General features: G+C 34.9%; 13 protein-coding genes and 1 riboswitch. Of the genes, 4 read left to right on the top strand and 9 right to left on the bottom strand.

Annotation, left to right across the window (positions count from 1 at the left end):
* Nucleotides 1-190: 190 nt before the first annotated feature.
* From BM183_RS19830 to BM183_RS19800, 7 genes are all read right to left on the bottom strand, one after another.
* On the bottom strand, nucleotides 191-883 hold the full coding sequence (locus BM183_RS19830; RefSeq protein WP_091689248.1) for a hypothetical protein: 693 nt from the start codon (nucleotides 881-883) through the stop codon (nucleotides 191-193).
* Nucleotides 884-1,053: 170 nt separating this feature from the next.
* Complete coding sequence (locus tag BM183_RS19825; protein WP_091689246.1) at nucleotides 1,054-2,226, bottom strand: C40 family peptidase; 1,173 nt, start codon at nucleotides 2,224-2,226, stop codon at nucleotides 1,054-1,056.
* 237 nt (nucleotides 2,227-2,463) lie between these two features.
* The gene (locus tag BM183_RS19820) at nucleotides 2,464-2,940 is read right to left on the bottom strand and encodes a pyridoxamine 5'-phosphate oxidase family protein (protein ID WP_091689244.1); all 477 of its coding nucleotides are present in this window, start codon (nucleotides 2,938-2,940) and stop codon (nucleotides 2,464-2,466) included.
* Between the two features lie 92 nt (nucleotides 2,941-3,032).
* Nucleotides 3,033-4,223 carry an aldo/keto reductase gene (locus tag BM183_RS19815; RefSeq protein ID WP_091689242.1) on the bottom strand — a complete coding sequence of 397 codons (1,191 nt, stop codon included), beginning with the start codon at nucleotides 4,221-4,223 and terminating at the stop codon, nucleotides 3,033-3,035.
* 222 nt (nucleotides 4,224-4,445) lie between these two features.
* Nucleotides 4,446-5,186, bottom strand: a complete 741-nt coding sequence (locus tag BM183_RS19810) for an amino acid ABC transporter ATP-binding protein (protein WP_091689240.1) — start codon at nucleotides 5,184-5,186, stop codon at nucleotides 4,446-4,448.
* Nucleotides 5,187-5,244: 58 nt separating this feature from the next.
* Entirely contained in the window at nucleotides 5,245-6,012 is a 768-nt protein-coding gene (locus tag BM183_RS19805) for an amino acid ABC transporter permease (protein ID WP_091689238.1), read from the bottom strand.
* A gap of 212 nt (nucleotides 6,013-6,224) precedes the next feature.
* On the bottom strand, nucleotides 6,225-7,136 hold the full coding sequence (locus BM183_RS19800; RefSeq protein ID WP_170848097.1) for a transporter substrate-binding domain-containing protein: 912 nt from the start codon (nucleotides 7,134-7,136) through the stop codon (nucleotides 6,225-6,227).
* A 245-nt stretch (nucleotides 7,137-7,381) separates the two neighbouring features.
* A riboswitch (Lysine riboswitch) is annotated at nucleotides 7,382-7,566 on the bottom strand.
* A gap of 283 nt (nucleotides 7,567-7,849) precedes the next feature.
* On the opposite strand from BM183_RS19800, the gene BM183_RS19795 reads away from it, so the two are divergent.
* Nucleotides 7,850-8,965, top strand: coding sequence for a hypothetical protein (locus BM183_RS19795; RefSeq protein ID WP_091689236.1), 1,116 nt, complete (start codon nucleotides 7,850-7,852; stop codon nucleotides 8,963-8,965).
* Nucleotides 8,966-9,098: 133 nt separating this feature from the next.
* A complete protein-coding gene (locus BM183_RS19790) occupies nucleotides 9,099-10,145 on the top strand; it encodes an FAD:protein FMN transferase (protein ID WP_330392459.1) in 1,047 nt (348 codons plus the stop codon).
* Nucleotides 10,146-10,623: 478 nt separating this feature from the next.
* Here the strand turns inward: BM183_RS19790 and BM183_RS19785 are convergent, their stop codons facing one another.
* Nucleotides 10,624-11,838 (bottom strand): 6-phosphofructokinase, encoded by a 1,215-nt coding sequence (locus tag BM183_RS19785; protein WP_091689232.1) that lies wholly within the window; start codon nucleotides 11,836-11,838, stop codon nucleotides 10,624-10,626.
* A gap of 177 nt (nucleotides 11,839-12,015) precedes the next feature.
* The gene (locus tag BM183_RS19780; RefSeq protein WP_091689230.1) at nucleotides 12,016-13,311 is read right to left on the bottom strand and encodes a glycosyl hydrolase family 18 protein; all 1,296 of its coding nucleotides are present in this window, start codon (nucleotides 13,309-13,311) and stop codon (nucleotides 12,016-12,018) included.
* Between the two features lie 211 nt (nucleotides 13,312-13,522).
* Here BM183_RS19780 and BM183_RS20870 point away from each other — a divergent pair, with 211 nt between their 5' ends.
* Nucleotides 13,523-13,669 (top strand): hypothetical protein, encoded by a 147-nt coding sequence (locus tag BM183_RS20870; RefSeq protein WP_170848096.1) that lies wholly within the window; start codon nucleotides 13,523-13,525, stop codon nucleotides 13,667-13,669.
* A 97-nt stretch (nucleotides 13,670-13,766) separates the two neighbouring features.
* Nucleotides 13,767-14,795 (top strand): threonine aldolase family protein, encoded by a 1,029-nt coding sequence (locus tag BM183_RS19775; RefSeq protein ID WP_091689228.1) that lies wholly within the window; start codon nucleotides 13,767-13,769, stop codon nucleotides 14,793-14,795.
* Nucleotides 14,796-14,879: the final 84 nt, after the last annotated feature.

Here is a 14,879-nt window from a genome sequence, read left to right as displayed (position 1 = left end):
CTAAATTAGGATAACAGGGTGTATATTATAAATTTTGCGTAATCCGGCCGACAGGGTAAGGTAGCAAAATTTATAATATACACCCTGTTATCCTTGAACATACAAATTGAGTCATTATGGAAGCTTTAATGAGCACTTTCTGATTTCCAACAAACTACAGAGCAAAGCGTCCTACAATATAAATTTTTATTTATTTTGAAACCTTATGTAATTCCTCAATAAAGTCTTTTAAGTTTGCATCTTTTTTAACAGCACTTGCTAATTCTGTATTCACCCTCTCAATTTCAGATTTGATTTCTTCCTCTTGCGACAGTTCATTAATATAGTTTTGCAAATCAGGAGCACTGGTATCATGTTCAATAGCCAATACACCTTTGTTATCCGTAATCACATATACTACACTCATTCCTGGAACTTCTGTTTTTATATGAAAGAACTTCATATAATAAGTAGTAAATGCAAAATAGGTTCCTTCTTCCGGACCAGGCTTTATAATGGTTTTTATCTCACTATATTTTTCAATTCCCTCCCGTTTTTCTGATATAGACTCTGCCGCTTTTTCTACTTCTTGTTCTTTTGTAGCTGAGAGAACCTTTTTATCTACTTTTTCAGTGTCACCGTAGTATTCTTTTATTAAGGTATTGATTTCTTTTTTTGTTTCTGTGGTAACTTCAATTACCTTATCTTCTTCTTTCACATCTCCATCCTCTATCTTAGATGTTTCTGCTGTAGCTGCGTTGTTATCATTTGTTTCTTCCTTATTTGCACTTAGAATTCCTGCTTCCTTTTTGTCTTTATTAAGACTTGTAACTATCAGAATAGAAAGCACTGCAAAAACTACAATACTTAAGCTTAAAATCTTTATTTTATTTTTACGATCCATAGCGACTCCAATCTATTTAATAATATAAAAAGGACTGCTGCAGTAGCCAACCTCATAATGAGATTCTTCCTTTAAATTCAATCATACTGAATTTTAAGGGAAGATTGACAACCTGCAACAACCCTCTAACTAATTAACTTGATATAAAATAAGCATTTATAAGATATATACTAATTAATATATCTAACCGCTTTTACAGGTTGTCTATAATTATAGTTTGTAATTCTGATTCCGGTTTCGGGACTGCTAGCATGTATTACTTTACCATTTCCCATATAGATAGCAACATGATTAATAACACCGTTTCTGCTATAGAATATTAAATCACCTGCCTGAATATTGTTAATGGATATTGTGCTTCCTCCGGCTGCCTGACTTCTGGAATCTCTTGGTATACTGACTCCGTTATCTCTAAATACGGACTGTGTAAATCCGGAACAGTCAGCGCCATTTGTTAAACTTGTACCTCCCCAAACATAAGGATTACCTAAAAATCTAGTAGCATAATTTACAATGTTTGATCTTAGGGAAGAGTTACCGGAATAGTTTGAAGAGGAACTGCTGGAAGATGAATTGCCTGACGAAGCATTACTATATCCTGAAGAATTTGAACTGCTGCTATTAGATACACTACTGTTAGAGTATGTGGCTCTATTGTTAGCTTCTTCTTGTGCTCTTCTTTCTGCTTCTTCTCTTTCCAATCTTGCTTTTTCTTCTTCAATGGATTCTGCTTCTTTGAACTCGGTTCTTAAATCAACATATTCCGCTGAAACATATCCAATTACATCAGCATCAATAGTTACCTTTACCCAGCCGTCTAATTCTTTTCTTACCGACAATTCTTCTTCGATAGGTACTAAAGTCAGTACAATTGACTCCAGATCAGGGTTTTCTCTTACCTTTAAAGTTGTTGTATTAACAGTTGCTATCCTTTTTCCGACTTTTTTTGCAAGTTCTTTCACTTCATCACCTGTAGTTAGGAACTCTGCTTTTATGTACCCGGTAACAGATCCTGATTCTACTTTATACCAACCATCTTTTTCAGCAAGTATGGTCGCAGCTGAATCACTATATAATTTACCTAAAATTTTACTTTCTTCATTTGGTTTACGTCTGATATTAACATAATTTGTTACGTTGGCAATACCAATATTTTCAAACTCGGCAGCTGAAGTTAAATATTCTTTTATATATGTAAGATCGCTGTCACTTTGATAAAATTCATCAAGTATCACATCCATACCTGCTATAGGTATTTCTGCTGCTTGCGTAACAATTGTCCTTCCTGCAAATGCTACAGTTCCAATCAGACAACATGTAGCTATTTTTCCTATTCTTCTCATTTATTGGCCTCCGTACGTTATTAACTCTTATGTTTTTTAATTAAGTTGTTACAAATTTATTAAATATTATTACAAACTTATTATAACAACACTCCCAGAGGCTTTTCAATGGTTAATATATGGTAATATTCTATAGTGAATTAATCGTTTATGGCTGCTACTTTCCATTTAATTTAGTATGACTTAAAATCTTAAAAGCGAAGAATCTTCCTTTATACAAGATTCTTCGCTTTGGGCTTATTTAGATCTTTTCAATCTTTTTCCCGTAATTTGATTTACTGATAGCTTAAATACAGTTACAAAATCTATGGCTTCCTCATCAAAGTCAAATTCATTTGCCTGCGAATAATGTTTCATGATTTTAATTAAAGCATCTCTTTTCTCTTCGTTGCTTACTATTTCAATGATTCCTTTTCCCATAACGCTTTCGTATTCCATAGTATATTTACAGGCTTTTTCATCTATAATCAATTTATGAGAACAATCCATTTCAAAAAATACGTGATTATTCTGTTTAATTAAGTTTATTTTCTTACCAACTCCTGCTCCATGAAAGAAAAGTTCTATTTTATCTTCTTTTACGGAATATCCGAAATTTAATGGAACAATGTAAGGATATTCACTATCAAACAAAGCCAATCTGCATATATCACATTTCTCAATAATTTCAATAATCTCTTCCATATCTGTTATTTCCCGATCAGATCTTCGCATAAACTATCCTCCATTCATATAGATAATACAACCATAATTATTAAAAATATTTTATCACATATTAATGCGTGTTACCAGAATAGGGTAATGGATTATTTGATTTTTAAAATCTTTCTACCGATTCCTACAATTGGCTTGTAAAAAATACCTTCCATCTCCTTACGGACTGCTTTTAATTCTTTTCTAATAGGAATATGCTGGGGGCAGTGGCTTTCACATTTGCCGCATTCCATACATTGTGATGCATTTGCAGGCTTTTCCGACATGGCACCTAAAGTCTGCATATATTTCCACCAGGCCAATTTACTGCCTAATAAGAACTTTTCATTATAACTGGAAAAACAGCCTGGAATATTTACACCTGCAGGACAGGGCATACAGTAACCACAGCCGGTGCATGGAACTTTTGTTAATTCCTGCATAACGGACTTCACTTTATCAAATACAAATAATTCTTCTTCCGTAAAGGAATCGGCTTTTGCATAACTTGCTATTCTAATATTATCCTCTACTTGTTCTTCTGTACTCATACCGGATAGGACAACGTTAACCTCTGGATGATTCCATACCCATCTTAGTGCCCATTCGGCAGGAGAGCGCTCCTTGTCATAACTTTTAAATGTCTTCAGTACTTTTTCAGGTAAACTATTAACTAACCTTCCGCCTCTGAGAGGTTCCATTACAATAACCGGTATTCCAAGACTTGCCGCTAATTGTAACCCTGACTTGGTAGCCTGGTTATTTTCATCCATATAATTATATTGTATTTGGCAAAAATCCCAGGGGTAAGCCTGTACAATAGCTTCAAAGTCTGCTTTGCTTCCATGGAATGAAAACCCAATATTCTTAATAGTTCCTTCTTTCTTTAAGTCTTCAAGCCATTCCATAACACCCAGGTTAACCATCCGGTCAAACATAGGTTTATCCGTCAGCATATGTAGAAGGTAGTAATCAATATAATTTGTCTGCAGTTTCTCTAACTGGGTTGCAAAAATCTTTTTCCCATTCTCTAATTTTTTAACCAGAAATGGCGGAAGCTTAGTAGCGATTTTCACCCGTTCCCGATATCCCCCTGACAGTGCTTCTCCAAGCAATGATTCGCTTTTTCCATTATGATAAAAATAAGCGGTATCAAAATAATTAACACCCTTTTCTATAGAATCCCGTATCATGGCAATGGCTCTAGGCACATCAATATTACTTCCCTTAACAGGAAAGCGCATACAGCCAAAGCCTAAAATGGATAATTGATCTCCGTTTTTTTGGTTTACTCTTGTTAACATAAGTCCCTCCCCGCAGCCCTTACCGCATATATAAGTTAAGTTAGAGTATACACGAAAGAAGGTACAATTTCTATACTAATCTGATATCATTTTTTATTTCACTGTAGGGTTAAAATACAAAAAGACCATAATAGTCTCTAATGGAGGTAAAGCTAATGAATTTACTGCTCATTCCCATCATTCATCATTATGGTCTTTCCTATATAATGTATTTCAATAATATTATTCCTGATTCAGTACACGGCTTAAGAAAGCTCTGGTACGCTCTTCTTTTGGATTATTAAATATCTGTTCCGGAGTCCCTTCTTCTGCTATAACTCCTTTATCCATAAATACTACACGGTCAGCTACTTCTTTTGCAAAGCCCATTTCGTGGGTTACCACTAACATAGTCAATCCGCTTTCTGCAAGTTCTTTCATAACCTTAAGCACTTCACCTACCATCTCAGGATCAAGGGCTGAAGTAGGTTCATCAAACAACATAACATCCGGTTCCATAGAAAGTGCCCTGGCTATGGCTACACGCTGCTTTTGCCCCCCGGATAACTGTTTTGGCTTCGCATTCACATATTGATCCATACCTACTAACCTTAAATATTTCATGGCAATTGTTTCAGCCTCCTCCCTGGAGCGCTTTAAAACTGTCATTTGACCAACTATACAGTTACTTAGCACATTATGGTTATTAAATAAATTAAACTGCTGAAATACCATGCCTAACTTGGTCCGATATGAATATATATTATGTGTGTCACTTAAAATATCAACACCATTATACATAATCTTTCCACCACTTGGTTTTTCTAATAAATTAACACAACGAAGTAATGTGGATTTTCCCGATCCTGAGGAACCAATGATACAGACCACCTCACCCTTACTTACAGAAAAATCAACATCTTTTAATACTTCGTGGCTGCCAAAAGATTTGTTTAAGTGTTGTATATCTATTACTTTCTCCATTATAACTTTCCTTTCCAAATTCAATGTAAAATCAAATAGAACCAGGTACCATAGATTCTTAATTATTCTTTGTTCTGCGAATCATATCCTCCGGTCTTTCTACCTGCATTTGATTGGCTATCATTATGTAGTTTTCAGGACCGTCTAGTTTTCTTTCAATAAAACGTAAGATTCTTGTTATTGTAAATGTCATGATTAAGTAAATAATACAAGTTATAAAGAAGGTTTCATAATACCGATAGTTGATACCTACAATGGAACTGGTTTGAAAATACAGCTCTGTAACCGATATTACGTTAAGTACGGAAGTATCTTTTATATTAATTACAAATTCATTGCCTGTTGCAGGTAAAATATTACGGACTACCTGAGGCAGTATTACTTTAAACATAGTCTGTACATGGTTCATTCCAATGGCAGCCGCAGCTTCAAATTGACCTTTATCAATAGAAACAATACCACCGCGAACAATTTCAGACATATAAGCACCGGTATTAATGGATACGATAAAAATCGCTGCCACTGTTCTGTTTAAATCAATTCCGAAGGCCTGTGCAGAACCATAATAAATAACCATTGCCTGAACAATCATTGGTGTTCCCCGGAAGAATTCCACGTAAAAAGATAAAATACCATTTACGATTTTTATAAGTATCTTTTTAAAACCTCTTTCCGGAGCAGGAATGGTTCTGATCAGTCCCACTAAAAGACCAATTACAGACCCTACAATTGTACCAACCATTGATATATAAAGTGTAGTACCGGCACCACGTAAAAACATCGGCCAGTATTTTGAAAATATATTTATAATTACATTAAGGCTCATTATAACAACCTATACCTTTCTAAGTGAATGGAGCTATTCGCCCACCTATTTTTATAATTGCTGCATTATGTTTATTTTTTTCCTATATATAAAATTCCTATTTGAGAACTGCATGGAGTTACCTATCCATGCAGTTCGTTGAGCTTCGGGCATGGATCGGTCAAGAACACCAAATAATATTTGCCCTTCCATTGAAACAGGCCTTTCCTATATTATTCAGCAGAAGGTTGATCTAAAATTGCCTTATCCATAATTTGAGTACGTTCTTCTTCTGAAATACCTGCAAGTATCTCATTAATCTTTGCTGTTAATTCGCTTCCTTTAACAAGGCCAACAGCTATTGCGGTATCTTCATCTGAAGTTACAAATCCATCTGTAAATTCAACCATTACAAGCTTCTTATTTGCAGTGGATGCACTGACACCTTCCGGACGTTCAGAAATGTAACCATCTATTATTCCGGATTCCAGCGCCACCCTCATTGCCGGGAAATTGTCCATAGCAGTTTGTTTCTTAACACCCTCAATCTGATCAATTACTGTATAATGGAAAGTGTTAAGCTGTGCTGTTATTTTAGCTCCTTTAAAATCCTGTATGGAAGTGGCATTTTCATATACTCCGCCTTTTTTAACTACCATAACCAAGTTAGACTTATAGTAACTGTCAGAGAAATCAATCACTTCTTTTCTTTCAGCAGTAGGAGACATGCCAGCTAAAATTGCATCAATTTTTCCTGAATTTAAAGCAGGAACCAAACCATCCCAATCAGTTTTAACAATAACTAATTCCTTACCCAAACCTTCCGCAAGCTTTTTTGCTATTTCAACATCATATCCTCCTGCGTACTCGGCATTGCCATCTATTTTAACAGCATCATTGGAGTTATCCAGTTGTGTCCAGTTAAAAGGCGGGTATCCAGCTTCCATACCTACTCTAAATACATCTTTGCTGTTTTGGTCTACTGTACCAGTTTTAGTATCTTCTTTCGTATCCTCTTCTCCCTGTACTTCTGTTCCATTAGGTTTATTCTCTTTTTTTGAATCCTTACCATTCTTGCCGCATGCTGTAAAAAACATCGCCATAGATAAGCACATTGCCAATAATATAAACATTCTTTTCTTCATAAAAATCTCTCCTTTTACCTTACTAAATTTGTTTTTAGATCTTCTATCTCATTTCTTATTTTGCTTTTATTATGCACTTCCTGCTAATATTTATATAAGTAAGTTCTTAGTTAGAGCCTCATATTAGCAGTTAAGTACTATTCTCAACAGATTGTTTCGGACTTTGCGAGGATTTTCAATAAAAAAAGACCTGAGATGATCTCAGGTCTAACATTCAGATTTACCCTAATCCCTCTACAATTCCCAAATGAGATAGCACAACTCAATAAACTGGGTGGTCTATTGAGACAGTCCTGCAGCTCTTAACTGCAGACCCAGCAAATAATATAGAGGGTATATTATAAGCTTCGGCAATATTTCCTTCTCCTTAGAATCATAGCTTCCTCACGCTCCACTAAGGACTGTTAAATATTGCGCCTCTACCTCACTAGTTAAAGTGAGGTTTCTATTTAATTATATTGCCTATTCTACATCATCCCTGAATAACTGTCAACATAGAAAAGCATATTTTATAATAGTGAATTTATGGAATGTTAATCATTCTACAATATTTTATTTTTCCAGTACCCTGCTACCGTTTTTTAGCGTTGAGTTTATAATAATTTATAGATTTTTTGTATAAAGGTATTGAATTATTTTCCATGGCATGTTATTATCATAACATAAATATTGTTAAATATTTATCAAAATTTTTATCATTTATGGAGGATTATATGAAAAAATTACTTATTTTATTAATGAGCCTTGTACTAGTTATGGGGGCGTTTACAGCATGTAAATCAAAAGACTCAGAAGAAACAGGTACAAAGACAGAAACTGAAACAAAAGAAGAAGAAAAGACAGAACCTACAGCAGAACCTACAACAGAGCCTACAGAAGCACCTGAAACAGATTCAAATGCTGCAGGCGTAAAAACAGGTTTAGCAGTTGTTACATCCGCTAAATCATCTAAAGATGCCGGTGATTCAGACGGTTTGGCTCAGGCAGATTCAACTGCTGCAGCAGTAATAGTTGACGAAAACGGCGTTATCGTAAATTGTGTCATTGACGTTGTACAAACCAAAATAAACTTCTCAAAAGCTGGTGAAATAACCACCGATTCTGCAGCACAATTTGTGTCCAAACATGAACTTGGCGATGATTACAACATGAGAGGGGCTTCCAAAATCGGTAAAGAGTGGAATGAACAAGCAGCAGCCCTTGCAGAATATATAATCGGAAAAACAATAGACGAAGTAAAAGGTATTGCTGTTGATGAGAATAGTTATCCAACCTCTGAAGATTTAACAAGTTCCGTAACAATGAATATTGGTGCAATGCTAGGTGCAGTTGAAAAAGCGGTTGCCAATGCACAACCTTTAGGAGCTTCTGCAAGTGATAAATTAGGTTTAGGAATTATATCCGAACTTGGACATAGTACAAAGAATGCCGGTGATGATGATGGTGTAGCACAAGCTTATACTCATTACGGTGTTGTTACATTAGGTACAGATGGTAAAATTACCAGCAGTATTATAGATGCTTCCCAAGCAAATATCTCTTTCTCTAAAGAAGGAAAGATTACTTCTGATTTAGCTGCTTCTATCCAGACTAAGAATGAGTTAGGTGACGGATATGGTATGAGAGGCGCATCCAAAATCGGTAAAGAATGGAATGAACAGGCAAGAGCATTTGCAGATTACATTGTAGGAAAAGCAATGAACGACGTTACAAGCATTGCTATTAGTGAAAAAGGTGCACCTACTTCCGAAGATCTTACAGGATCTGTTACTGTTGGAATCGGCAGTTTCTTAACTGTAATTGAAAAAGCTTGTACAACTGCAAAATAATTTAATTAATTTGAGGCTGTCGCAAAACAATATTGTCATTCTGAGAGATTTCTTAGCTGGCATGGCTGAATTTCATACTCAGAAGGCTGTTTTGCAGCAGCCTTTTTAATGTGTATCAAGGGAGTTAATGAATTTGATAAAAAAACTAGTTACTATTTCCTTAATTTTAACTATTCTTATTACCACAACTTCTTGCAGTGTAAAAGAACAGAAAAAATATAGTGCTCAATTTCTAGAGCTTTTCAATACGATTACTGAGATTATTGCATACTCAGATTCAAAGGAGGACTTTTCTGCCTTTGCACAGCTTATATATGATAATTTAGAAGAATATCATAAGTTATATGATAAGTATAATAATTATGACGGTATTAATAATATAAAGACTATTAATGACAATGCCGGCATTAAACCTGTTAAAGTGGATCAAAGAATTATTGATTTATTGCTTTTTTCCAAGAACCAATATCAGCAATCGGAAGGCAAGGTGAATATTGCCATGGGCTCCGTACTGGAGATTTGGCATGAATACAGAGAAGACGGAATTAATAATCCGGAAACTGCCTCATTACCCCCTATGGAGCAATTAGAAGCTGCAAATATGCACACAGATATAGATAAACTAATTATTGATGAAGCTTCATCTACTGTTTATCTCTCAGATGCAAATATGAGACTGGATGTTGGGGCTATCGCTAAAGGCTATGCAACGGAACAGGTAAGCCAAATAGCCAAAAACAATGGTTATAAGAACTTTCTATTAAGTGTTGGCGGAAATGTCCGATCTATGGGAACAAAAGGGCCTAAAAAAGAACTTTGGAGTGTTGGAATTCAAAATCCCGATAAAACTTCTGAGAAAAAAAGCCTTTATACTCTAAGCTTAACCAATTTATCTTTGGTATCCAGCGGCAATTATGAACGTTATTATACTGTGAATGGAAAGGTTTATCACCATATTATTGATCCAGTAACGCTAATGCCTGCCGAATATTTTACATCCGTATCCATTGTATGTGAAGATTCCGGTTTGGCCGATGCATTATCCACCACCATTTACAACATGCCTTTAGAAGAAGGCAAAGCATTAATCGAAAGTTTGGAAGATGTTGAAGCTTTATGGGTACTCCCTAATGGTGAAATAAAATATTCAGAACATTTTGAAGAACTTATAAAGCAATAATAAGAGTACAAAATAGCCTAAGGAAGATTCTTATGCTCCTCTTTACCGTAAACAATTCTACAGTTTAAATTGTCTACCAATTGGGATGCATTACAAATTTATCTTCGTTAGGCTATTTTTTATTGTTGTAATGTATAAGTCTTAACTGTACTTATCTATACGTTTTATCTGTATTTTTTATCTGTACATTTTACTATACATTTTACCTGAACATTTTATCTGTATGTTTTTTCTGTACGTTTTTTCTGTACGTTTTATCTGTATGTTTTTCTGTATGTTTTATCTGTACATTTTTTCTATACGTTTTATCTGTATTTTTTATCTGTACATTTTATCTGTATGTTTTATCTGTAATGTTTTATCTGTAATGTTTTATCTGTAATGTTTTATCTGTAATGTTTTATCTGTACATTTTATCATAGCTTTACCTATAGTGTTTATCTGTACATTTTATCTACACTTTGATTTATAATACCTGCTATCTTTTTAATATTTTGCTTGCCAATGGAGCCCGCAGCATACTTGCAGTTGGCATATTCGAGCCTAACAGCGGATTAAGATAATATCTAAAGGCTTCAGTTACATTATTTCCTCTTTCATTGATAAAATTATCCGGCATCAGTTTGGTTTTAGCCGCCACCTCCAGTAAAGGTGCCATCTTATAATCAACAGAGTAGTCTCCGGTTCTATTGATAGTAATGGAACCATCTATATTATGCCATATAGCAAATTGAGCTGCCTTCTCCCCTACTTCTCTTGCTTCATGCTGGTCTACATCAGAAACACAACCCATAAAAGATCTCTGTAAATAGCCCAGGGTATCTGATCTTACCCTTTGAATGTTTAATTTCTGTTTTATTTGCTGAGTCAGAAGATCTCCTAATGCTCCTGTACCGGATAATTGCATATTTCCATGGGCATCTATTTCCTGATTAATTAACTTGGTAATAATGGGTATTCCATTTTCATCTTGAATGCCTTCCGAAACAGCAATGAGACATCTTCCGTATTTCTGATAAGTTTCATTTACATCATGTAGAAAATTATCCATAATAAAAGGTCTTTCCGGCAAATAAATTAAATGTGGTCCATCATCCGGGTACTTCCCCGCAATGGAAGAAGCTGCAGTCAAGAAGCCGGCATTTCTTCCCATAACAACACCGATGTGAACACCTGGTAAAGCACGATTATCTAAATTTAATCCAATAAATGCCTGTGCAACAAATCTGGCTGCTGAACCGTATCCCGGTGTATGATCATTCATCAATAAATCATTATCTATGGTCTTGGGAATATGAATAGCTCGGAATTCATAATCCGATTGTTCTGCCTGTTGATTTACAATTCTAACGGTATCAGCAGAGTCGTTTCCACCAATGTAGAAAAAATAACGTACGTCATGAGCTTTAAATACATGAAATATTTCTTTGCAATAGGCTTCATCCGGTTTTTCTCTCGTAGAAAATAAAGCGGAGGAAGGGGTGATTGCAACTTGTTCCAGATTATGTGTTGTCTCTTGAGTTAAATCAAGAAAATCTTCATTGATAATACCGGAAACCCCATTAATTGCTCCATATACCTTAGTTATTTGATTGAATTTTCTTGATTCCAGAACAACCCCAACCAATGATTGATTAATTACAGCCGTAGGGCCCCCACCCTGAGCTACAACAACTTTTCCTTCAAGCATCATATATAGCTACACTCCTTCGTTTATTTATAACTATTTCCATTCTATTTCCAGTGGGGCTATTTGTCAATTGAAAAAAATGATTTCCTAACAAAAACATATGGAATAAGCGGTTTTTTAACCTACATTGTAAATGTTTGAAATAGTTTTCCTATTGTGTATTTACTTTTAACTAAATTATTATAATATTTTTTGAACATTATAGAGTGAATTTACTACAAGCCACATTTGTGGAAAGAAATTCATAATCTGCCATACCCCGGCACCACTTAATTGATATTCGTTAATCAGACGGAATTTTGCTTCCATACTTCTTGCATCATCAAACCATACCACATGAGCAACACCTTCCGAATCTGTGTAATAAAAAAATGGTGTTTGTGCTACTTCATCAAATAATATGGTTGCTCCATACTGGACAGCACGTTCAATTGCTTCAACATTACTAATGGTTTGTGCCGCCGATTGACCTTTTATAAAAGGTAATTTCCAATCATAAGCATAATTGGGAATACCCATAAGAATTTTATTATTATCTATCTCTGTAATCCCATATTCCAATACACGGCGGATACTTGGTATAGGCGCTGTTGCCATAGGAGGCCCGTAGGTATAGCCCCATTCATATGTCATTAACAACACTTTGTCTGCTATCGCTCCAATGGCAGGATAATCATGTGCCTCGTATAAAAGACCTGGTTGTTCTGCCGAAACTTTAGGTGCCAACGCTACTGTTAAAAGAAGTCCTTCCGGCTCCAATCTGTTTTTTAAATTTCTGATAAATTGTATAAATAAGTCCTTGTCCCCAGGTAATACGAATTCAAAATCCACATCCATGCCCACATAATTTTTAGCTTTCATAGTTGCTACTAGATTATCAATTAATCGATTTTGTACTTCTGGATTGGTAAACATAGTATGAGCTAGTTCATTACTAAAATTTCCTTCCGGAGTCATAGGTGCAAGAACCAAAATAGGTCCTACACCATAGTCTCTGGCAGTTGCAATTAGTTCTTCATCATCAATGGGAATCAGTTCACCTGTTGGAGTAAATCCATATGCAAATAAGTACAAATACGTTAAAAAGGGAAGAGTTTTTCTTAAAACTGCACGATCAATAAAAGGATAAGCATAGCCTCCAATTACAATATTTCCTAGTTTGTTCCTTTCATCCACTTCTGCAAACTTAATCACTATTGTCTCTCCGGGAACTAAATAACCCAGCTCACCAATTCTAGGATTATTTTGCAGTATCTGATTGGGAGTTACTCCATAAGTTTCTGCTATCCCATATAAAGTATCTCCCGCTACTACGGTATGAATAACTTCTGCATGCTGAACTACTATACTCTGCCCTACCAATAGATTTTCCGGATTCGGCAGTTCATTATCAGTAATTAACCGTTCTGGCGTAACATCATATTGGTTCGCTATCGTAGTTATTGTCTCTCCTGGCTGTACTACATGTATAGTCATAAAGCCTCCATGCTTAAAAAGAAATTTTTATAATTAATATATGCACGTAAATAATGATGGTGAAGTGAAATGTCCAAAATATAAAATACTTACATAATCCGGCTTCTTTTGATAAACAATAATAGTAAATATAGATTTATTGCATTTTCCTAAAAATAAAGATTCATAATCCATTACGCATAATACTCAAAATAATATTACGGAGGTTTCTATGAACAAATCAAAAATAGAAAAACAACAACAGAAAAAGGAACTTGAGAATTTTAACAATGTTACTCATAAAACAAAAGTAGAGAATCAGAACCAGACCCATAATTCTGTAAAAGAAGGAATCGGACCCATCAATCAAAAAAAATAATTGCTATTCTTAATGTAGTATGTTAAAAAAAATCATGTTATAATACGAAAGAAAATAATAAATTCAAAAGTACTTATGTAAAGGAGATACAATTAATATGTACAGTTTTATGAATGATTACAGCGAAGGCGCTCATCCTCGTATACTGGAACTTTTGTCTAAATCGAATTATGAACAAAATACCGGGTATGGGGAAGATATACACAGTAACAAAGCAAAAGACTACATTAAGAAGCATTTAAGAAACGAAAATGTAGATATTCATTTTATACCTGGCGGTACCCAAACAAATCTTTTAGTTATATCCTCCTTCTTAAGACCTCATCAATGTATTATTGCAGCAGAAACCGGCCATGTGAATGTTCATGAAACAGGTGCTATAGAGGCAACCGGACACAAAGTAGTAACTGTTCCCTCCAAAGACGGGAAAGTCACTCTATCTGCTATTGAACAAGTTTTAAACTATCACACTGATGAGCATATGGTTCAGCCAAAAATGGTTTATATCTCTAATTCAACAGAATTAGGAACCATATATAAGAAAGAAGAATTGTCTGCTCTGCATCAAATCTGTAAATCAAAAGGATTATTATTATTTCTTGACGGTGCCCGTATAGGTTCTGCTTTGACCAGCAAACCAAATAATCTGGAATTACCTGATATTGCAGGTCTTGTTGATGTTTTTTACATAGGAGGTACCAAAAACGGTGCATTACTTGGAGAAGCATTAGTTATCTGCAATCAAAAATTAAAGGAAGATTTCCGTTACTTAATTAAACAAAGAGGAGCATTAATGGCCAAAGGCTTTGTAACCGGAATTCAGTTTGAAGCATTATTTCAAGATAACCTGTTTTTTGAATTAGGTTCACATGCAAACGAAATGGCTGATAAAATCGCTTTAATTTTAAAAGAATGCGGCTATTCCTTCTACACAGAACCATGTACCAACCAGCTGTTTCCGATCTTACCAAACAGCCTTTTAGAGAAATTATCAAAAGATTTCTTATTCTCCATACAATTCAAAGCTGATGACCAAAACACCGTCGTCAGATTCGTAACATCCTGGGCAACTACTTTGGAGAGTGTTGATGCTTTATCTAATTTCTTTATAAAGAATTCTAAATAAAAATTTAGTGTAGTAGGACGCTTTGCTCTGTAGTTTGTTGGAAATCAGAAAGTGCTCATTAAAGCTTTCATAATGACTCAATTT

Source organism: Anaerocolumna aminovalerica, from assembly GCF_900115365.1.
Taxonomy (GTDB): domain Bacteria; phylum Bacillota; class Clostridia; order Lachnospirales; family Lachnospiraceae; genus Anaerocolumna; species Anaerocolumna aminovalerica.
Note: the sequence above shows the minus strand (reverse complement) of the source record. Positions and strands in the feature narration are given on the sequence as shown.